This window comes from Acinetobacter sp. NIOH-H-8 (assembly GCF_046635365.1).
Taxonomy (GTDB): Bacteria; Pseudomonadota; Gammaproteobacteria; order Pseudomonadales; family Moraxellaceae; genus Acinetobacter.
The window spans coordinates 1-19,861 of record NZ_JBHDVN010000051.1; the positions used below are offsets into that span (position 1 = coordinate 1).

19 protein-coding genes and 1 pseudogene are annotated in these 19,861 nt (G+C 42.4%); 13 read left to right on the forward strand and 7 right to left on the reverse strand.

What is annotated here, in order from left to right; genetic code table 11:
* The coding region (locus ACEWB7_RS14275; RefSeq protein ID WP_411580918.1) for an IS1 family transposase at positions 1-164 on the reverse strand (164 nt) is incomplete at its 3' end.
* 325 nt (positions 165-489) lie between these two features.
* Here ACEWB7_RS14275 and puuE point away from each other — a divergent pair.
* The 5 genes from puuE (at position 490) to ACEWB7_RS14300 (ending at position 4,643) form a co-directional block, all read left to right on the forward strand.
* Positions 490-1,455: an allantoinase PuuE gene (gene puuE / locus ACEWB7_RS14280; RefSeq protein WP_262737541.1), complete on the forward strand. Its 966-nt coding sequence runs from the start codon at positions 490-492 to the stop codon at positions 1,453-1,455.
* Between the two features lie 142 nt (positions 1,456-1,597).
* Positions 1,598-2,101, forward strand: a complete 504-nt coding sequence (gene uraD, locus ACEWB7_RS14285) for a 2-oxo-4-hydroxy-4-carboxy-5-ureidoimidazoline decarboxylase (RefSeq protein WP_175967567.1) — start codon at positions 1,598-1,600, stop codon at positions 2,099-2,101.
* On the forward strand, positions 2,098-2,418 hold the full coding sequence (gene uraH / locus ACEWB7_RS14290; RefSeq protein ID WP_005235589.1) for a hydroxyisourate hydrolase: 321 nt from the start codon (positions 2,098-2,100) through the stop codon (positions 2,416-2,418). Before uraD ends, uraH begins: the two co-directional genes overlap by 4 nt.
* Before the next feature lie 34 nt (positions 2,419-2,452).
* Positions 2,453-3,808 (forward strand): nucleobase:cation symporter-2 family protein, encoded by a 1,356-nt coding sequence (locus ACEWB7_RS14295; RefSeq protein WP_125278692.1) that lies wholly within the window; start codon positions 2,453-2,455, stop codon positions 3,806-3,808.
* A gap of 121 nt (positions 3,809-3,929) precedes the next feature.
* Positions 3,930-4,643 carry an outer membrane protein OmpK gene (locus ACEWB7_RS14300; protein ID WP_005235592.1) on the forward strand — a complete coding sequence of 238 codons (714 nt, stop codon included), beginning with the start codon at positions 3,930-3,932 and terminating at the stop codon, positions 4,641-4,643.
* Between the two features lie 54 nt (positions 4,644-4,697).
* Here ACEWB7_RS14300 and ACEWB7_RS14305 read toward each other — a convergent pair whose 3' ends face one another.
* Together ACEWB7_RS14305 and alc are read right to left on the reverse strand one after the other, a co-directional pair.
* Entirely contained in the window at positions 4,698-5,195 is a 498-nt protein-coding gene (locus ACEWB7_RS14305; protein ID WP_175967571.1) for an ureidoglycolate lyase, read from the reverse strand.
* 12 nt (positions 5,196-5,207) lie between these two features.
* Positions 5,208-6,212, reverse strand: a complete 1,005-nt coding sequence (alc, locus tag ACEWB7_RS14310) for an allantoicase (protein WP_262737540.1) — start codon at positions 6,210-6,212, stop codon at positions 5,208-5,210.
* Positions 6,213-6,425: 213 nt separating this feature from the next.
* Between alc and hpxO the strand changes: the two genes are divergently transcribed.
* The gene (hpxO, locus tag ACEWB7_RS14315) at positions 6,426-7,583 is read left to right on the forward strand and encodes an FAD-dependent urate hydroxylase HpxO (protein WP_262737539.1); all 1,158 of its coding nucleotides are present in this window, start codon (positions 6,426-6,428) and stop codon (positions 7,581-7,583) included.
* An 85-nt stretch (positions 7,584-7,668) separates the two neighbouring features.
* Here hpxO and ACEWB7_RS14320 read toward each other — a convergent pair whose 3' ends face one another.
* Together ACEWB7_RS14320 and ACEWB7_RS14325 are read right to left on the reverse strand one after the other, a co-directional pair.
* Positions 7,669-9,021, reverse strand: coding sequence for an 8-oxoguanine deaminase (locus ACEWB7_RS14320; protein ID WP_312317574.1), 1,353 nt, complete (start codon positions 9,019-9,021; stop codon positions 7,669-7,671).
* A 39-nt stretch (positions 9,022-9,060) separates the two neighbouring features.
* A complete protein-coding gene (locus tag ACEWB7_RS14325) occupies positions 9,061-10,002 on the reverse strand; it encodes a LysR family transcriptional regulator (protein WP_180179526.1) in 942 nt (313 codons plus the stop codon).
* Positions 10,003-10,283: 281 nt separating this feature from the next.
* On the opposite strand from ACEWB7_RS14325, the gene ACEWB7_RS14330 reads away from it, so the two are divergent.
* The 7 genes from ACEWB7_RS14330 to ACEWB7_RS14360 all read left to right on the forward strand — a co-directional run bounded on the left by ACEWB7_RS14330 (position 10,284) and on the right by ACEWB7_RS14360 (position 18,823).
* Positions 10,284-11,339 carry a Rieske 2Fe-2S domain-containing protein gene (locus ACEWB7_RS14330; RefSeq protein ID WP_312317579.1) on the forward strand — a complete coding sequence of 352 codons (1,056 nt, stop codon included), beginning with the start codon at positions 10,284-10,286 and terminating at the stop codon, positions 11,337-11,339.
* Positions 11,340-11,458: 119 nt separating this feature from the next.
* Positions 11,459-11,950 carry a nucleoside deaminase gene (locus ACEWB7_RS14335; protein WP_312317581.1) on the forward strand — a complete coding sequence of 164 codons (492 nt, stop codon included), beginning with the start codon at positions 11,459-11,461 and terminating at the stop codon, positions 11,948-11,950.
* 612 nt (positions 11,951-12,562) lie between these two features.
* Positions 12,563-13,663 (forward strand): BMP family ABC transporter substrate-binding protein, encoded by a 1,101-nt coding sequence (locus ACEWB7_RS14340; protein WP_376745848.1) that lies wholly within the window; start codon positions 12,563-12,565, stop codon positions 13,661-13,663.
* A 110-nt stretch (positions 13,664-13,773) separates the two neighbouring features.
* On the forward strand, positions 13,774-15,375 hold the full coding sequence (locus ACEWB7_RS14345) for an ABC transporter ATP-binding protein (RefSeq protein ID WP_312317583.1): 1,602 nt from the start codon (positions 13,774-13,776) through the stop codon (positions 15,373-15,375).
* Between the two features lie 15 nt (positions 15,376-15,390).
* Positions 15,391-16,485, forward strand: a complete 1,095-nt coding sequence (locus ACEWB7_RS14350; protein ID WP_312317586.1) for an ABC transporter permease — start codon at positions 15,391-15,393, stop codon at positions 16,483-16,485.
* A gap of 24 nt (positions 16,486-16,509) precedes the next feature.
* Positions 16,510-17,430, forward strand: coding sequence for an ABC transporter permease (locus ACEWB7_RS14355; RefSeq protein WP_125278682.1), 921 nt, complete (start codon positions 16,510-16,512; stop codon positions 17,428-17,430).
* A gap of 25 nt (positions 17,431-17,455) precedes the next feature.
* Positions 17,456-18,823: an amidohydrolase gene (locus tag ACEWB7_RS14360; protein ID WP_312317588.1), complete on the forward strand. Its 1,368-nt coding sequence runs from the start codon at positions 17,456-17,458 to the stop codon at positions 18,821-18,823.
* A gap of 36 nt (positions 18,824-18,859) precedes the next feature.
* Here the strand turns inward: ACEWB7_RS14360 and ACEWB7_RS14365 are convergent, their stop codons facing one another.
* A complete protein-coding gene (locus ACEWB7_RS14365; RefSeq protein ID WP_166139541.1) occupies positions 18,860-19,459 on the reverse strand; it encodes a hypothetical protein in 600 nt (199 codons plus the stop codon).
* A gap of 293 nt (positions 19,460-19,752) precedes the next feature.
* Positions 19,753-19,861 (reverse strand): annotated as a pseudogene (locus ACEWB7_RS14370) (IS982 family transposase); the annotation flags it as partial.

A 19,861-nucleotide genomic window follows, 5' to 3' on the forward strand; every position in this document is an offset into this window, starting at 1 on the left:
GTAATGCCAGAATTACATCCTAGATAGCTCAGAGCATGGTCACCAATAAACTGACGTTTGCAGTCTTTGCATTGGTAGTTTTGTTTCCCATCTACTTTGATGCCATTTTTCTTTATACTGTCACTGAGGCAGGTTGGACATTTGATTTCTAGAGTTATTTGCATTTCTCTATTTTATCAAAATTCAACCTGCTTTTTTTTAGCATACTTTTTGATACACCACCAATTATTTTAATAAATACTATCAACAAGATATTAAAGTTTATGAGGCTGTTCTAAAACCTAATAGTTTTAAAATCACTGTTCCTAATCACCCAATTCTAGATAAAAATACTAAAACTTTAGCAGCATTTTTATCTAATTAAACTTGTGGAATGATAAGAAATATTAGGAATATTTTTAAATTTCATAGATGTTCTATTATGGCGCATAAATTGCTTATCACGCTTATTCAATTTTACTGTTTGATATAACACATCAGGGATTAAACGTGACCAGCACATATCTACGCGGACAAGAACTCATAGATCAAATTCGAAACCAGCCTTATTCACGTGACTTGATTGGCTATCATGGCGATATACCAAAAGTAGAATGGCCTAATCAGGCCCGTGTCGCAGTTCAGTTTGTACTGAATTATGAAGAAGGTGGTGAAAACCACGTTGAACATGGGGATGCCGGTTCAGAACAATTTCTATCTGACATTATTGGCGCAGCCAGCTTTCCAGACAAACATATGTCGATGGATTCTATGTATGAATATGGCTCACGTGCTGGCTTCTGGCGGATTCATAACGAGTTTAAAAAGCGTAATCTGCCGATGACCATTTTTGGGGTTGGGATGGCTTTAATCCGCAACCCTTATATAGTCGAAGCGATTAAAGAAGCCAATTATGATGTAGTTTCACATGGTCAGCGCTGGGTACATTATCAGGACATGCCGATTGAACTTGAACGCCAATATATGGATCAGGCGATTAGCGTATTGGAAGCCCTGTTCGGCAAAGCACCAATCGGCTGGTATACCGGTCGGGATAGTCCAAATACCCGTCAATTACTGGCTGAATTTCCTCAGATTCAATATGACTGCGACAACTACGGAGATGACTTGCCATTTTGGAGCACATTGACCAATCGGGCAGGGGAAACACGCCCTCATTTGATCATCCCCTATACTTTAGAAAGCAATGATATGAAATTTAGTTCACCGGGCGGCTTTAATAGCGGGGAACAATTCTATCAATATTTAAAAGATGCCTTTGATGTACTCTATGCTGAAGGTGAAACTGAACCAAAAATGCTATCGATCGGGATGCATTGTCGTATTTTAGGGCGGCCGGGACGCTTTAAAGCCCTACAAAAGTTCCTCGATTATGTGCAAGGTCATGAAAAGGTCTGGATTTGCCGACGGGGTGATATTGCAGCACATTGGTATAAATATCACGCATCAAACTGAGAAAAATATATTAAAAAAGAGAACCTTGAGTTCTCTTTTTTTGCTTTATACATCATATAAAAATATAAGATCAAGACGATTTGGCACTATTATTGCAAAACCTGTACTGAACAAAAAATGAATATCATCAGGCGATTTAATAGTGCAACTCGTTGAATTTAATCAGGCATCTCCAGAAGAGGCCATTACGTTTTTAAAGCACTGTGTGCAAATACCGAGCTGGTCGACCCAGATTGAAGCAAAGCGTCCTTATGCATCTGTTGAAGATATATTGAATATAGCCAGACAACAGGCTGCAACCTGGACCTGGGACGAAATCAAAGCAGCTTTGGATAATCATCCACGTATTGGTGAAAAAAAGGCACAGGCTGAATTAAGCGAAGTTGAAAAAAACTTTTCCAATCGTGAACAGGCTGCGATAACTCAGGACGAAGCAACTCAGCAAGCTTTGCTAGAAGGCAATATCGCTTATGAAAAAAAATACGGTTATATCTTCCTGATTAAAGCGGCTGGTCTAAATAGCCAAGAAGTGCTGAATGCCTTGAAAGATCGTTTAGCTAATGATCCGGAAACTGAAAAAGGTATTGTTCATACGCAACTGGCGGAAATCGCTTTATTAAGACTGTCACAGGAGCTGCAAGCATGATCAGCACTCATATCTTAGATACGCATCTCGGCAAACCTGCAGCACATGTTTTAATCAAACTCTTTGATGAAGAAGGTGAATTACTCGGAAAAGCATTTACCAATGCAGATGGTCGAGTCACAGATTTTGGTTTAACCGAATTTGAGGAAGGTAAATACAGTCTTGAATTTGCTACTTCTGATTATTTTGAAGGCTTAGGTCTAGAAACTTTCTTTCCTAAAGCAGTCATTCATTTTCAGGTGAAAGATGCCTCTCAGCACTTTCATATTCCTTTACTGATCAGCCCATTCGCGTACTCCACATATCGCGGAAGCTGATTTTTTTATTCAAGCTTTCAGGGAGAGAAAAAGAATGACAGAACAAAGCACAAACATTTCACCAGAACATGAATATCTGGGCGCAGGCAAAAGTGCAGCCTATGGCTTGCAACATGTATTGACCATGTACGGTGGTATTATCGCACCACCACTCATTGTGGGTACTGCCGCAGGTTTGGAAGCTACACAAATCGGTTTATTGATTGCGGCTGCATTGTTTGTTGGCGGTCTGGCTACGATTTTACAAACCATTGGAGTGAAATATATCGGGGCTAAATTGCCACTGGTACAAGGGGTTTCCTTTGCGGGTGTGGCGACGATGGTGGCGATTGTAACTACAGGTGGCGGCTTATCAGCTGTTTATGGTGCAGTCATCATAGCTTCATTAATTGGTTTCTTCCTTGCGCCTTATTTTTCTAGAATTATCCGTTTTTTCCCGCCAGTCGTGACCGGCTGTGTGATCACGATTATCGGTTTATCACTTTTACCCGTAGCCGTTCGCTGGATGATGGGGGGCAATAAAAATGCACCTGAATGGGGAAGTGTAGAAAATATCAGTTTGGCCGTGATGACCTTGGCCATTGTGATCTGTCTAAACTTGAGTAGAAATGCCTCGATTCGTCGCCTGTCTATTTTATTGGCGATCGTATTGGGTTCAATGCTGGCTTATCTGTTTGGTTTTGGCGATTTTAGTAAAGTCGGCAATGGTGCATGGGTACAATTTCCGAGTTTCTTTGCTTTCGGCATGCCAACTTTTGAACTCAGTGCAATCATTTCCATGCTGATCGTGACGCTGGTGATTATGACTGAAACAACAGCTGATATTATTGCTGTGGGTGAAATTGTTGGAACCAAAGTAGATTCAGAACGTATTTCCAATGGTCTGCGTGCAGATATGTTCTCAAGTGCAGTTGCACCGATTTTTGGTTCATTCATGCAAAGTGCTTTTGCACAGAACGTCGGGCTGGTAGCCATTACCGGGATTAAAAGCCGTTTTGTGGTCGCTGCTGGCGGTATGATTTTAGTGGTTTTGGGATTACTTCCAATTATGGGCCGACTAATCGCCGCAATTCCGGTTCCGGTACTTGGTGGTGCAGGATTGGTGCTATTTGGTACAGTGGCTGCAAGCGGCATCCGAACTCTGGCAAAAATTGATTATAACGAGCAAAAGAATTTGATTATTGTTGCAACTTCAATTGCAGCCGGCATGATCCCGATTATTGACTATTCTTTCTATGCTAATTTTCCAAAATGGTTTCAAACCCTATTTCATTCTGGCATCAGTTCAACCTGTTTAATGGCGATCCTTTTAAACATTCTGTTTAATCATCTGCAAATGTTCAAGTCGAAAACAGAGGTTCCGGAAAAGATTGCAGAAACGCTGCATTAAAGTATGATTTCCTCCATATGCCCATGCCAGTCATGGGCTTTTTTATCAAAAATTAAAAAAGTTGGCTTTGTTCTTGCTTAATCCAGAATGAGATTTTTAATTCCATTGGGGAACCTTATTTATGAAATTTACTCAAGTTGCTGCTGCAACATTACTTGCATGGGGTGCAGCATCTGCACAGGCAAAACCAGTCTGGCAGGATTTTAGCGTTACTGGGCTTTATGGGGAAAACTATGAAGTTGTAGATGAAAAACAGGCAACCCTAACTGTTGAATACGCTGCAAAAGTTAAATATGCAGATGTCTTCTTTTTCATTGACCGTATGCGTGGTTCTGACGATATTAAATCAAGCTATTTTGAATTTTCACCACGTTTAAGTCTGGGTGAAGTTTCAGGTCAAAAGCTGGCATTTGGTCCAGTGAAAGATGTTCTGGTAGCAACGACTTGGGAAGGTGGTGAAGGTTTTGATAACTTCCTGTACGGCGTAGGTTTCGACCTGGCTATTCCAAAATTCAATTATGCCAGCGTGAATCTTTATCGTGTAAATAACGAAAATATGGAAGACGACTATCAGCTCACCTTGACCTATGGTGTGCCATTTAAATTGGGTACTGAAGAATTCCTGGTAGATGGCTTCCTGGACTGGTCAACTGCTGAAGATGATCATGCGAGTGAGATGAACTGGACGACTCAGTGGAAATGGAATGTCGGCAAGCATATTTCTCCTGACACCAATTTATATCTCGGTATTGAGCATTCGGTTTGGAATAACAAATACGGTATTCCGGATGCAGATGAAAATAACGTGAGTGCTTTAGTGAAATATCATTTCTAAAATAAGAAATAAGAAATTTAAAAGCCCTTATTGATAAGGGCTTTTTTAATGGGCTTAATTTTCGATAAAAATCTTTTCAGGAAAAGTATAAACATCACAGTTTGGACCAGTGCCGATCCGATCGATCACCACAAAATCACTCGGAGCTTCAAAGGTCAGCAAAGGATGATGCCAGGTACCGGCACGGTAATTTACACTTTGTGTACCATTACTGATAAAAGCCTGAATTTGACTGAGATCAGGCTTTTCATGATCCAGATTAGGCGCAACCACAATTAGAAATTTCTGGCCCTGCATCGGGATGAACGCTTGTGAACCGACAGGGTGACGTTCCAGCATTTCGATTGCAAAGGGAATGGCTGTAGTCTGAATATTTCTAAAAATACTTAGACCAACTTTAGCATCTGTTTCAGCAACCGCCAGAGCATGATAACGCTCGGTCTGCTGATCATTAATATGGAAAAAATCATTGCCTTCGCAGGCAATGACCTCGCCATAAGGCAAGAAACTTTCAGCAGTTAAGGGCTGTATTTTTATGGTTTGCATGCTCATAGATATAATTACTCAGGCAACTTTTCCCCACAGTCGAATCCGGCTAATGCCGCCATCCGGAATCATGTTCACCCGAATATGAGAAATTTTTTCCTGTTTTAAAATTTCCTCAACAAAGCTATGAATATGATCCATCTGCATATCTTGTACTTCAAGCAGGAATGGCCAGAACATACTTTGCGGAATTAACTGCTGGTCAGTCGCATCTTCAATATAAATCGCTTGGATAGAGACTTGAGCAGGAAAGTTACCTTTAAAATGCGCGGTATCAATCTCAATTTTTTCAATCTGACCACTCTGACCCAGAGCCAAGATACACCAGTCAAAGCCGGGTGCACGACGGCGCTTGGTTTCCCAGCCATCACCCATATTGATGCCACGCCCCGGATTAATCAGATTACGTGGATGACCAAAGTGCGCATCACTATAGGCAATGACACGACCGCCATTTTCCAGAGCGACCAGATCAATCACCTGATTGCTGTCCTGAACCTGAATTTTTACTTCACCATAGACTTTAAAGCGAGCTACACCCCCGTCAGGGAAAATATTTAGGCGTACATGTGTAAAGACTTCGTCTGAATCAATATTAAAAATATGATGCTGGCTCGGACCTAATATACTGTTTGGTAAAATTGAGTGCCAGGTTGCGGTGCTTAAGTCACCATTTGGTGCATAGCAGGCTTCAACTGCAGCAGAAGCTGGATAGTTTCCGGTAAAGAATGTGGTATCAATATCTAGTGCTTTGATGGTTCCAGCTACCCCCAGTTTGACAATCGCCCAGTCATAGCCGGCATGACGCTTGCGGCGGGTTTCCCAGCCGTCCATCCATTTGCCATGATTATCAAATTTATCTTCAACAAAAATTGGTGCATCAAATTGCAACATTCGTTTTGCTTCAGCAAAAAAATCATCTGAACATTCAAGAATTTCTGCACCAATCCGGCTATCAGCCAAGTTGGTAAGCTGCTGGATATGGGCAGGGATCTCGAAAATGGGTGCAAATAATGTTGCCATAACTATCTTCCATTCAAATTATGTTTAACGTGAATCTAATTTTTTATAAAAGTCTGTAATTCTGCTGAAAGACCTTATAAAAACAGGTTTTTAATGAATAGATGAATGCACGGCTTGTGCCAACTTTTGAGAAAAATCAGTGCATTATTTTCGAAATGGCACGCTTTTAGCTACACAGGGAGGAAGAAACACAATTTTGAGAGGAGCATATAGATGGAGATTACAATTATTGGTGCAGGGATGGGGGGATTGACCACAGGAATTGCACTAAAAAAGTTTGGGCATAAAGTCACCATCTATGAACAGGCAGAAAAGATTTTACCGGTGGGCGCGGCAATTTCACTTTGGTCAAATGGGGTAAAATGTTTGAATTATCTGGGCTTAACTGAGCAGGTGGCCAAGCTCGGTGGTCAGCTGGATCAGCTGGCCTATATTGATGGTTTGACGGGCGACACCATGACCCAGTTCAGTTTATTGCCTTTGATTGAAGAAGTGGGACAACGTCCATATCCGGTGGCACGTGCTGATTTACAGAACATGTTGATGGACGAGTTTGGCCGTGAAGATATTCAGCTGGGCAAGAAGATGGTTGAACTGCAAGAACAGAAAGACGGTGTTCTGGTTAAATTTGCGGATGGTACAGAAATTAAAACAGACCTACTGATTGGCGCAGATGGAACCCATTCCATTACCCGTGCCTATGTACTGGGCGAACAGGTTTCTCGTCGCTATGCCGGTTATGTCAACTGGAATGGTCTGGTAGAAATTTCAGAAAAGCTTACTCCGGCAGATCAATGGACCACATTTGTCGGACAAGGTAAGCGCGTTTCGCTGATGCCTGTGGCAGACGGAAAATTCTATTTCTTCTTTGATGTACCGTTGCCGGTCGGTTTAGAGAATAATCGGGCAGAATATAAAACCTTATTGAAACAGTATTTTGAAGGTTGGTGTGCGCCGGTTCAGCATCTGATTGACGCGCTGGATGAACAGAAAACCAATCGGGTTGAAATTCATGATATTGAACCGTTTGCCCAGTTCTATAAAGGTCGTGTTGTAATTGTTGGTGATGCCGCACATAGCACCACACCGGATATTGGTCAGGGTGGTTGCCAGGCCATGGAAGATGCAATCTATCTGGCTCGTTCTTTACAGATTAATACGCTGGGTCTGGAAGATGCCTTGAAACGCTATCAGAACAAACGCAATGAGCGTGCCAATGAGCTGGTCTTGCGTGCACGTAAACGCTGTGATGTGACACATATGAAAGATGAAGCCGTGACCAAAGAATGGTATGAAGAACTGCGTAAAGAGCAGGGACCGCATATCATGAAAGGCATTATCAGTAATATTATTGGTAATCCTTTAGATTAATTTTGCGTTTAACCTCTTGGCAAACAAGCCCTTCATATCGAAGGGCTTTTTATATTTAAATAACAGGAATTCGCTAATAGATTTTTTAGGCAGCAAGTAAAGCTTTCGCTGCCTGACGATGTGCAGCTTGAACTACTTCAAGATCCAGATTCAGGATTTCCCGGTCTTTAACGACCCATTGTCCATTCACCATGACATGTTCGGCACGGTCTGCACCGCACAGTAACAGACCGGCAATCGGGTCATGAATCCCTGAAAAGCGCACATCATCCAGACTATAAAACGCTAAATCTGCCTGAAAATCTGCTGCGATTTGTCCTAGGTGCCTTTCACGTCCCAGTACCTGTGCCGAGCCTTGTGTGGCCCAGGTTAAAGCACGTTCAGGCGTAATCACTTCTGCACCATATTTTAAACGTTGTAAATACATCGCTTGCCGAGCTTCCAGAATCAGGTTAGAGGCATCACCTGAAGCAGAGCCATCCACACCTAGACCAATGACTGCACCTGCTTCCAGTAGATCCATGGTTGGACAAATCCCTGAAGCCAGACGCATATTGGAATGTGGACAATGACAGATACCGACTTGAGCCCGCCCTAAGCGTTGGATCTCATCGGCATCAAAATGAATGCCATGCGCCAGCCAGGTTCTGGAATTAAGCCAGCCTACACTTTCCAGATAATCGACGGTGCGCATGCCAAATTTAAACAGACAAAATTCTTCTTCATCCAGTGTTTCGGCCAGATGGGTATGCAGACGTACATCCAGTTTTTCTGCCAGTGCAGCACTTTCTCGCATAATTTCTTGGGTGACTGAAAATGGTGAACATGGTGCAAGCGCAATATTGACCATCGCATCAGCACTACGCTGGTGATATTTCTGCACCAACCGTTCTGAGTCCAGCAGAATGGTGTCCATATCCTGTACGGTATGCTGCGGTGGCAAGCCACCAGAATCTTCACCCAGACTCATGGAACCTCGGGTCAGCATGACCCGAATCCCTAATTGTTCTGATGCTTCAACCTGAACATCAATGGCATCGGACAGCTGCTGTGGAAACAGATAATGGTGATCCGCAGCAAAGGTACAACCGGAAAGCAGTAATTCAGACAATGCAATTTGAGTGGCTAGATAATGTTGTTCAGTATTCAATTTAGCCCAGACCGGATATAAGGTTTTTAGCCATGGAAATAGCGGAGCATTGACCACGGGAGCCCAAGCACGGGTCAAGGTCTGATAAAAATGATGATGGCTATTAATCAGTCCCGGTGTAATCACCAAATTCTGGGCATCAAAGAACTGGTCATAAGGCGATGCTGGGGTTTGTCCCAAAGCCACCAGTTCAATAATTTTGCCATCGCGGATGACCAAGCCACCACGGGCATCCAGATCATTTGCGGTAAATACAGCAAGAGGATTTTTAATCCATAAGGTTGTCATATCTTTTTTCCAATAAGTTTTATTTGTGCTGCACATGAATCAGGCAGCACATGAGGCATTGAGCTGTTGTAATTTGCTTTTCAAATCTTCCATCTGGTCGATCAGATAGTTCATCATGATTTGTGAGATACGGGAAATTTGCCGTTTCGGTGCCACACAAAGGGCAAGGGTCAGTGGATGCATACCTTTTTCAATGATCGGTTTAAACACCAGTTCATCACGTTCTAAATAAGGCAAAGCATCGATATAGGACAGTACCCCAATCCCTAAGTTGCGCTCTGCCAGAGAGGTAATCATGCGAATGTCATTACACTCCAGCTTTTGCTGTGGCATAAATTGGTGATGTTTATACAGGCTATAGACATAGTCATGAATGATTAAAGGGGCACAGGGAATGAGATGCTTAAAGTATAAAGTGTCGGAAAAATAGATTTTTTCTGCCTGAGCTAAAGGATGAGATTTGGCCATCACAAATCCAACCGGGATTTCCACAAAAGACATGACTTCGAGCTGATTATGACTTTTAGGATTGAGCAGAATGCCAAAATCAACTTCAGCATCCATAATCATTTTAGAGACGGTATCACTTTCCTGAATCTGGATATTGAAATTGATCCAGGGATAGTTTTCATACATATATTGTAGAGAATCTAAAACGAAACCGTCACTGAGTGCCGCAATGAGTCCGAGTTCAATGCTGCCGCGTGATAAACCCTGAATTTCATCAAAACGTACACAGGTCTGATGGAATTCTTTTTGCCATTTGAGTAAATCTGCATACAGCAATTCACCCGCTAATGTCAGCTTCAGGCCACTCGGCAACCGTTCAAAAAGCACGATGCCAAATTCTTCTTCTGCTAGAGCAATCTGACGATGAATCGCGGAGACAGAAATATAAAGCTGATCAGCTGCTTTTCTGAGGCTGCCTGTTTTGGCTACGGCAATAAAATATTCTGAAAATCTTGAAAAAGTAATATTCATAAAATCACGTCAATCCACCTGCATATCGTTTTAATCACATAATTTTCAGCTGGAAACTAAGTGATTCTGGTTCTATGCAAGTGGATAAGCGATTTCTGTGCCAATTTTCAAAGAAATGGAACGGTAAAAGTTTTGTGTTCTATTTTTTGGAACATGGGCTACGAAACATTCTAATAGACAGCAGAACAGGCATTTGGCTAATTTTATTAAAGAACAACTAGGCAGCTTAATGAGATAAAAATTTAAGCCGTTGTCATGCGATAAATATTTGTGAGTGAACTATGAATGCGATCCCGGTGCTTAATTTATTCAGTCAACCGCACTGTAGCGGCTTTGACCCATCAGACTGGAATATCCTGGCTCAGCATTGGTATCCAGTTGCCCGTATTCAGGATGTGAGTATTACGCCACAGCAGGTACAACTTCTGGATGTGAAGATGGCCCTATATCAAACTGAGAGTGGCAGCATTCATCTGGTTCGTGATATCTGTCCGCATCGTGGGGTGCCATTAACCAAAGGCTGGGTAAAGGGTGAAGAAATCATTTGTCCTTATCACGGTCTGCATTACAACACTCAAGGAAAATGCACCAAAATACCGGCTCAACCAGAACTGACTAACATTTCGGATCGTTTTACCTTAACCAAGTTTCCAGTAGTCTTGAAATACGGTCTGGTCTGGACAAGCCTGTTTAGCCGGGATGAGGCAGAAGCTAATTTCCCTGATCTGGATACCTGGGAGAGCGAAGAGCACCAATCGATCTTACCGCCATTTGTTGATATCGGTGGTTCAAGTGGCCGGCAGCTGGAAGGCTTTATTGATGTGGCGCATTTTGCCTGGGTGCATCATGAATCGTTTGCTTCTCGTGATAACCCGATCGTGCAAAAGTATTCAACTGTACGCACCCCTTATGGCTTGCATACGGAATATGTCAGCGATGTCAGCAACTATCCACATGGCTTGCATCATCTGGCACCAGAAGGATTTTTGTGGAAACGTGTGTTTGATGTTTATCCACCATTTTCAGCGATTTTAACGGTGCATTTTCCGGAAAATGGCATCCTGAAAATTCTAAATGCCTGCTGTCCGGTATCTCATAATCAAACCCGTTTATTTGTGCCATTGACCCGTAATTTTGATACGACTGGTGATCTGCAAGCGGTTTACGATTTTAACGCACAAATTTTTGCTGAAGATCAGGACATGGTCGAAAGCCAGAAACCAGAAGAATTACCTTTGGATATCACTATGGAAGCACATTTTGAAGCTGACCGTTCTTCGACAACTTATCGCCGCATTCTGGGGGAATGGGGCCTAAGCAAACGCTATATTGTTTAAATTAAATTTCCTCCTTTATGCACCCTGGTCTGTTGGGGTGCTTTTTTTATTCCATATATGTCGAAAATCCTCTTTTTAGAGGAGCTATGACCATTGAACTACTAATTTTAGAGTAATTTATGCCACAGCCTAGCCATGAGCAAATGCTATCTTTTTTAAGATTATCCAATGAGGTTGCCAAGCGGGCAATGTCTTTAGGCCATCATCCTTTTGGTGCAGTCCTGGTCGCGCCTGATCATAAAACGGTTTTACTGACCCAATGTAATATTGATACGGTCAACCATGCAGAAAGTACTTTAGCCCGGATCGCAGCCAGCAATTTTACGCCGGATTATCTGGCTGAATGCACCTTATATACGGCAGTTGAACCTTGCTGCATGTGTTCTGGAACGATTTATTGGGCCAATATCGGACGGGTGGTCTATGCCATGACGGAAGAAAAATTATTGCAATGTACTGGAAACCACAATGAGAATCCGACCATGAGTGTTTCTGCTGAGTATGTTTTTGCTCATGGTCAGAAGAATATTGAGCTGATTGGACCAATCATGGAACTTGAACAGGAAACGGTTCAATTGCAAAAAGACTTCTGGTCATCTCGATCTCGATGAAGATTTGAAATTATTCTTTTCATAAGCCTGCTTCATTTTATTTATAAGATCATAAATACAGATTTTACGGATTGTGGGCTCAATTTAAAATGCTGCAATCCAGTCTCTATTTTCTAAAAAATACTTTCCTTAATTTTCTATTTTTAAAAATCCATTTTATCCATTCAGTACATTGCCAACGATAAGCCATTTATTGGCGCACAAGATTTAGACCTAACGCACTTATCTAGCGCAGATCAAAAGAAAATCACAAGAATTTTTAAATATTCAATCTTATTAATTTCTTAGTCTTGAGCTAAGTCTGGTTTTCTAGCAGCTTTGCTCATTGACTTAGATTGAGATCTATATTTTTCGGCTTACTTTCTTAACTATTAAACTTTTTATACCAAATAATTTGTTCTAAATATCTGTAATTCATAAAAATAAATAAAAGAACAGATCATTCTAAAAATTATAAGTGTCTTGCAATCCACCTGTTCTATTTTTTGGAGTGAATTGGAATAGAAGTTGCTAATTAATAGAAATATAGCAATCAGTAAAATATTTGATTTCGATTCAGATCTTTTAAAGCCGCTATTTATAAAACTCAAATGGCATTCACGGAGGCACTATATGCTGAATATGTCCAAACAAAAAAAGATGATGAAAAGATTTTCACTGCCTGTAATTGCCGCTGCAATTATCGGCTTTGGGGTCAGCAGCCAGAGCTTTGCAGCAGATAAAGCGGCTTTTGTATATATTGGGCCAACCAGTGACCATGGCTGGACATATTCTCATGATCAGGGGCGTATTAAAGCTGAAAAAGCTTTGGGCGGAAAATTTAAGACAACTTATATCGAAAATGTACCTGAAACGGCCGATGCTGAACGTGTGATTCGTAATCTGGCACAGCAGGGCAATAAAGTAATTTTTGCGACCTCTTTTGGTTATATGAACCAGATGGAAAAAGTCGCGAAGCAGTTTCCCAATACCGTATTTATGCACGCGACCGGTTATAAGCAGGGGAAAAACCTAGGCATCTATGATGTACGTACCTATGAAGGGGCTTACATGCTGGGTGTAGTGGCAGGGCAAACCACCAAAACTAATACCTTGGGTGTCGTAGCCTCATTCCCGATCCCGGAAGTGGTTCGTAATATTAATGCCTATACCTTGGGTGCACAAAGCGTCAATCCTAAAGTCAAAACCAAAGTCATCTGGGTGAACTCATGGTTTAACCCAGGTAAAGAACGTGATGCAGCTTTGGCGCTGATTTCTCAAAAAGCTGATGTGCTGATGCAAAACACAGATTCGCCAGCAGTCGTGCAAGCGGCTCAACAAAAAGGCGTTTATGCCTTTGGTTGGGATTCAGACATGAGCAAATTTGGTCCTAAAGCGCATCTGGCTGCTTCAGTATTGCACTGGGAAAAAATTTATACCCCAGCCATACAGCAAGTGGCGAATAAAACCTGGAAACCTGCCGCTCTCTGGTATGGCGTAAAACAGGATGCAGTGAAAATTGAAAACTTCGGGCCTGCTGTTCCTGCCAAGGTGAAACAGTCTGCTCTAAATGCACAAAGTGCAATTCATAAAGGCACATTGCATCCATTCCAGGGTCCAATCTATAAACAAGATGGAACTTTGGTGATTGCCAAAGGCGGCAAAATGACAGATGAAGCGCTTGGAAAAATGAACTTCTATGTGAAAGGAGTTGAAGGTTCATTGCCTAAATAATTCTTTCACTATGTGTATGACTTAAAAATAAAAGAAAGTAAATCCTGAAAAATCACCCCCAGTCCATGAATCACTTTATGGACTGGGCCAAAATGAGTGGAGACTGAGTTATGAGCGATCTGCCTCACATGTCAAATGACATCGAAACGTCATCGCTCAATGAGCAGCAAATTCCACGACTGGAGCTGATCAATATCAGCAAAAGCTATAACTCATTGAAAGCAAATGACAGTATTAATTTAAAAGTCCTACCCGGGCAAATTCATGCCATCCTGGGTGAAAACGGTGCTGGTAAAAGCACCTTGATGAAAATCATCTACGGCGCCACCAAAGCAGATAGCGGTCATATCGTCTGGAATGGCAAAGAAGTACAGATAGAAAGTCCGTCGATGGCCAGAAAACTGGGGATTGGCATGGTGTACCAGCATTTCTCACTGTTTGAAACCATGACTGTGGCTGAAAATATTTTATTAGGTTTGGATGAGAAAATAGATTTAAAAAGCTTAGCGGCTAAAATTACCGAAGTATCAGAACAATATGGCTTGCCGGTAGATCCACGGCGTGAAGTTTTTTCTTTATCGGTTGGTGAGCGACAACGGGTCGAAATTATCCGCTGTCTACTCCAAAATCCTTCCTTACTCATTTTAGATGAACCAACTTCAGTCTTAACTCCACAAGCTGTACGTCAGTTATTTAAAACTTTGCGACTGGTGGCTTCGCAAGGTGTCTCAATTCTTTATATCAGCCATAAATTGCATGAAATCAAAGAACTCTGTGATGAAGCAACGATTCTGCGTAATGGTAGAGTCACCGGCTATGTACTGCCTTCTGAAAACAGTACCAGTGAACTGGCCAAATTAATGATTGGCCGGGAATTGCCGACTTATGCGCATGCTGAATATACAGGCGAACATCGCACGCTGTTTCAGGTGAAAAACCTGAATTACGAAACTGATGATCCTTTTGGCGTGTCCTTATCCAATATTCAACTCAACCTAAATTCCGGTGAAATTCTGGGCATTGCTGGTATTTCGGGTAATGGTCAATCTGAATTACTGGCTCTGCTTTCCGGTGAGCAAACGGCGAAAAAAGGTCAAGTCTTTCTATTAGATCATGACATTTCTGAACTCAGTGCAGGTCAGCGACGTGATCTAGGCTTGGGCTTTGTTCCGGAAGAGCGTTTAGGTCGTGGTGCTGTGCCGAATATGACATTGGCACAAAACACTTTATTGACTGCTTTTCGTCAGGGTTTAAACAAATGGGGCTTTATCCAGTTTGAGAAAACTGTCGCTTTTGCCCAGCAATGTATCGAAAAATTCGGAGTAAAAGCCGCAGGGCCACAAGCGGAAGCCCGCAGCCTTTCGGGCGGCAATCTGCAAAAATTTATTGTAGGGCGTGAAATCCTGCAACAGCCGAAAGTGCTGATCATCTCCCAGCCAACCTGGGGCGTTGATGTCGGCGCATCGATGTTTATCCGTCAAACCCTGATTGATCTTTCCCGCCAAGGCGTTGCGATTTTAGTGATTTCGGAAGAGCTGGAAGAACTGTTTGAAATTAGCGACCAGATTTGTGTTCTGGCTGGTGGAAAGCTGTCAGCACCTGTCCCGGCTAAAAATACCAATGCAGAACAGATTGGCCTGCTCATGTCAGGTATTCAGGCAGATCCAGCAATATTGGCTGAATCCGAGCCTGTCCATGAAGCGCATGCGTAGAGAAGAGGTGTAAATATGCATTTATTAGAACCTAGAGAACATCCTTCTCAATTGATGAAATGGCTTTCACCCGTGCTTGCATTACTCGCCATGCTGGCAGTAGGTAGCCTATTGTTTTTAATGCTTGGAGTGAATCCTGCTCAGGCTTTATATATCTTTTTTATTGAGCCGCTAAGCTCAGTCTATAACCTGAGTGAACTGATAATTAAAGCCAGTCCGCTGATTTTAATTGCCTTAGGTTTAGCTGTTGGGTTTCGTGCACGTCTGTTTAATATTGGTGCCGAGGGGCAGTTGGCTATGGGAGCCATCTTTGGTGGCGGTATCGCTATCCTGTTTCATGAGCAGATCGGCTGGTGGATTTTACCTTTGATGGTGATTATGGGTGCGATTGGTGGTGCAATTTGGGGCCTGATTCCAGCACTGCTAAAAACCCATTTTAATGCACAAGAAACCCTGACCACCTTAATGATGAACTATGTCGCGTTTTTCCTGCTCATGTATCTGGTTAATGGTCCATGGCGTGATCCAGATGGCATGAACTTTCCACAATCCGTAATGTTCTCGGAAAGCGCGACCCTGCCGCTGATTATGGAAGGCACACGGATTAACGCCTCAATTTTTATCACGATCATCGCAGTGGTGCTGTTCTGGGTTTTTATCCGTAAGAGTCTGATGGCTTATAAACTGGAAGTCAGTGGTCAGGCACCTTTGGCAGCTCAATATGCAGGATTTTCAGCAAAAAAAGCCATCTGGTTAAGTTTGGGAATTTCAGGTCTGATGGCGGGGATTGCCGGAATCTGTGAAGTTGCAGGTCCAATCGGCCAGCTCAATCCGAATATTTCACCAGGATACGGTTATGCAGCCATTATTGTGGCTTATCTGGGCCGACTAAATCCCATTGGAATCGTACTTTCAGGTTTCCTGATGGCGCTGATCTATTTAGGTGGCGAACTGGCACAAATGCAGTTGCAACTCCCAGTCGCGATTACCGGAATTTTCCAGGGCCTGCTTTTATTTTTCCTGTTGGCTTCAGATGCCCTGATTGAAAACCGCTACCGTTTTACCAAAAAGAAAATCAAAAAAACCATGACCACTGCGCAAGCAGCCTGATCCAGACAGAAGAAGGATAACAACATGAGTATTGAATTAACCGCAATTGTTGCCGGAACTGTCGCTGCGGCAACGCCATTGATCTTTGCCGGGCTGGGTGAGCTGGTAGCAGAGCGTACCGGTGTCATCAATCTTGGGGTAGAAGGCATGATGCTGGTCGGTGCCATTGCTGGATTTGCTTTCGCTAGCCAGTATGAAGCCAGTGTCGCCAGCGCCTTATTTATGGGCGGATTGGCAGGCACATTGATGGCACTAATTTTTGCATTTTTTACCTTATCTTTAAGCACCAATCAATCCGCCTGTGGTCTGGCACTCACTATTTTTGGGATCGGGATTTCAGCCTTTCTAGGACAGAATTATGTCAGTACGGCCTTACCGGGTCTGGAAAACCTAAAAATTCCGGGACTCGCTGATATTCCATTCATAGGGCCAGTCCTGTTCCAGCAAAACTATGTGGTGTATCTGTCCATTCTTGCTTTTGTGCTGGTGTGGTGGGTACTGAGTAAAACCCGTTTAGGCCTGTTACTGAAAGCTGTTGGGGAATCTCCAGAAAGTGCACATGCCATGGGCTATAACGTGCTAGCGATTCGCTATGGTGCAGTCATGTTTGGCGGTGCAATGGCTGGTATTGGTGGTGCATTTTTATCTACGGTTTATACCCCAATGTGGATTGAAAATATGGTCGCAGGACGTGGCTGGATTGCAATTGCATTAGTGGTTTTTGCTGCATGGAAACCAACGCGCTTGATGTTAGGTGCATATCTATTTGGTGGTGTAACGATTTTGCAGTTTCATGCCCAAGCGCTGGGTCTAGAAGTACCGAATGAACTGTTATCGGCATTGCCATACATCGCAACCATTGTCGTCTTAGTCCTCATTTCACGTGACAACAAGTTATTGAAACTCAATTTACCAGCGTCACTCGGCAAAACCTTTAGCCCTTAATCGGACAAATCTCAGGAATTACTTTATGAAAATTATAAGCGCAGATTATGTCCTGACCATGAACTCCAACCTGGACTGTATTAAAGATGGTGCCCTCCTGATTGATGGTGCTCTTATTAAGCAGGTAGGAACATTACAGGAATTAACTCAGCAATATCCTGAAGCTGCAGTTACCCAGTATCCTAAAAGTTTATTGATGCCGGGCTTGATTAATACCCACTGTCACTCAGGTTTACTGCGCGGTACAGCCGAGGGTTTGCCAGTCTGGGACTGGTTGCAACAGTTTATTGATCCGATGCATCGGGTAGTGACTCCCGAAGATTCCAAAATTGCCTCCTACCTCTGTTATGCAGAAGCGCTGCTATCCGGCACGACTACTATTGTGGATATGTGGCGTTATATGGAAGGTAGTGCTGAGGCCGCACAGCAATTAGGTATACGTGCAGTATTGGTGCCTTATGTGGCTGAACATCCAGATCACAACTATTTTGAAACCCTCAACAGCAATGAAGCTTTAATTCAAAAATGGCATCAAGCTGCAAATGGGAGAATTCAGGTCTGGGTGGGCCTAGAGCATCTGTTTTATGCTGAAGAAAAGGCCTTGGCATGTATTCAGAAAATGTGTCATGAATATCAGACTGGTTTTCACACGCATAGCAATGAAAGCAAGTTTGATGTTGAAGAAAATCTCCGGCGTTATGGCGTGCGTCCGATCCAGACGCTGGAACAATTGGGCATGCTGGATGTACCTCAATGCCTGTTAGCGCATTGTGTCTGGGCCAATTCAGCAGAGATCGAAATTTTAAAACACTATAATGTTGGTGTCGCACATAATCCGATCTCGAATATGAAACTGGCATCTGGGGCTGCACCCATTACGGAAATGCTTAAACATGGCATTGCAGTAGGAATGGGTACTGATGGCGAGAAAGAAAATAATAATCTAGATATGTTTGAAGAAATGAAAACTGCTTCTTTACTGGCGAAGTTCTCTGGTTTAGATGCCGCAGCACTCGATTCATGGTCAGTCTGTCAGATGGCAACTCGGACAGGTGCCAAAGCCTTAGGTATGCAGGATCAGATTGGATCGTTAGAAGCTGGAAAACTTGCCGATATGATTGCAGTAGATATTGCGACCCCAAGAATGACACCCTTGATTGATCAAGGCCCGTTATTTAATTTACATACCAATCTGGTACATGCAGTACAGGGACAGGATGTGCACATGACCATGGTGAACGGTCAGATAGTAGTAGAAAACCGAAAACTGGTACGTGCTGATCTGCAAATCTTAATTGATCAGGTCAATCAGGCTGCTCCAGCCTTGTTCCAGCGACGCGCAAAATGGCTCGCAGAACAGGGAAGTGCGGTCAATGAATTACAGCGCCTGTAAATAAAGTTTAAAAACTAACCCTAACTTTAAACAGGCTTATCTATGCTCCAGAATGGATAAAAAGGCTTCGATAAAGTTAGGCAGTCTTTTATGATGGATCTGACCAACCTTAATCACTTCATAGGTCAGACCATCAGCTTGAAGGTTGTGACTTTCAGCTTTTAATTTTTGCAATGTCAACTGTAAGCCTTTTAACCATTCTTCAAGTGCCTTGATCGGAATATCATTTTTAAGATCTCCACCTTGCATGGCAGTTTTAAAATGACTCAAGGTCGTACTATCCTTAAAGCAGGCTTCCACCTGATGTTCAGTACTTTCGAATAGGTCATGCTTGATCACAAATAAAAATTTTCCAATCGTTGGCTTAAGTGCGCTGAGATAAATATTTTTTTCATTCAGGGTATATCTTTTATTTCTGGTATTAATAAATTCTGAATTCCAGCCTTGAGATTCTAGAAAATGATCCATTTCAGCGAAGATGAGATCAGTGACTTGTTCCTCAATGCGTTCTGCGAGTTCCTTCAGTTCATGACTGAGCACGATCAGATTATTTTCCAGCTTTGAGCGCTGGGATTTTTCTTCATCATGCTGCTTGGATTGGGCCAAAATGGCTTGGAAGCGTTGTTCAGGCGTCATGATTTTACTCACTTGATATGCAGCCTTGATCACTTAATCATGTGACTGAAAAGCTTTAATTGCAAGCAGGTAAAAAGGGGGATATTCGGGAAGACTTTAAAATAAAATATATATTTTTACCGATATAAATTATTGTTTTTAAATTTAATATTTATTATTAAAATATTTTTTTATTTAGTTTAAATCGAGAATCATTACATATTTTGTAGCGATTCAATTGAGTTATTTATAATGCCTCATTTTACTTACAATTAACTCATCAAAAGATAAAGCCTATATAACCCGAATCCTGCTTAAGCCGATGACTTCATAATTTGAATTGTTGGCTTATTTTTATGGATCAGTTGATATGCACACAAGGACGCGTAAATCCCTCCTAGAAATCCATGAACACTACGTGCT

What these genes read in the sequence shown, in the direction of transcription:
- ACEWB7_RS14325 (WP_180179526.1), bottom strand. Translation starts at nt 10,002, where the DNA reads ATGAATATTACTTTTTCAAGATTTTCAGAATATTTTATTGCCGTAGCC.
- ACEWB7_RS14365 (WP_166139541.1), bottom strand. Translation starts at nt 19,459, where the DNA reads ATGACGCCTGAACAACGCTTCCAAGCCATTTTGGCCCAATCCAAGCAG.
- hpxO (WP_262737539.1), top strand. Translation starts at nt 6,426, where the DNA reads ATGGAGATTACAATTATTGGTGCAGGGATGGGGGGATTGACCACAGGA.
- ACEWB7_RS14355 (WP_125278682.1), top strand. Translation starts at nt 16,510, where the DNA reads ATGAGTATTGAATTAACCGCAATTGTTGCCGGAACTGTCGCTGCGGCA.
- ACEWB7_RS14295 (WP_125278692.1), top strand. Translation starts at nt 2,453, where the DNA reads ATGACAGAACAAAGCACAAACATTTCACCAGAACATGAATATCTGGGC.
- ACEWB7_RS14320 (WP_312317574.1), bottom strand. Translation starts at nt 9,021, where the DNA reads ATGACAACCTTATGGATTAAAAATCCTCTTGCTGTATTTACCGCAAAT.
- ACEWB7_RS14300 (WP_005235592.1), top strand. Translation starts at nt 3,930, where the DNA reads ATGAAATTTACTCAAGTTGCTGCTGCAACATTACTTGCATGGGGTGCA.
- ACEWB7_RS14340 (WP_376745848.1), top strand. Translation starts at nt 12,563, where the DNA reads ATGCTGAATATGTCCAAACAAAAAAAGATGATGAAAAGATTTTCACTG.
- ACEWB7_RS14330 (WP_312317579.1), top strand. Translation starts at nt 10,284, where the DNA reads ATGAATGCGATCCCGGTGCTTAATTTATTCAGTCAACCGCACTGTAGC.
- ACEWB7_RS14345 (WP_312317583.1), top strand. Translation starts at nt 13,774, where the DNA reads ATGAGCGATCTGCCTCACATGTCAAATGACATCGAAACGTCATCGCTC.
- ACEWB7_RS14350 (WP_312317586.1), top strand. Translation starts at nt 15,391, where the DNA reads ATGCATTTATTAGAACCTAGAGAACATCCTTCTCAATTGATGAAATGG.
- ACEWB7_RS14335 (WP_312317581.1), top strand. Translation starts at nt 11,459, where the DNA reads ATGCCACAGCCTAGCCATGAGCAAATGCTATCTTTTTTAAGATTATCC.
- uraH (WP_005235589.1), top strand. Translation starts at nt 2,098, where the DNA reads ATGATCAGCACTCATATCTTAGATACGCATCTCGGCAAACCTGCAGCA.
- alc (WP_262737540.1), bottom strand. Translation starts at nt 6,212, where the DNA reads ATGGCAACATTATTTGCACCCATTTTCGAGATCCCTGCCCATATCCAG.
- ACEWB7_RS14360 (WP_312317588.1), top strand. Translation starts at nt 17,456, where the DNA reads ATGAAAATTATAAGCGCAGATTATGTCCTGACCATGAACTCCAACCTG.
- ACEWB7_RS14305 (WP_175967571.1), bottom strand. Translation starts at nt 5,195, where the DNA reads ATGAGCATGCAAACCATAAAAATACAGCCCTTAACTGCTGAAAGTTTC.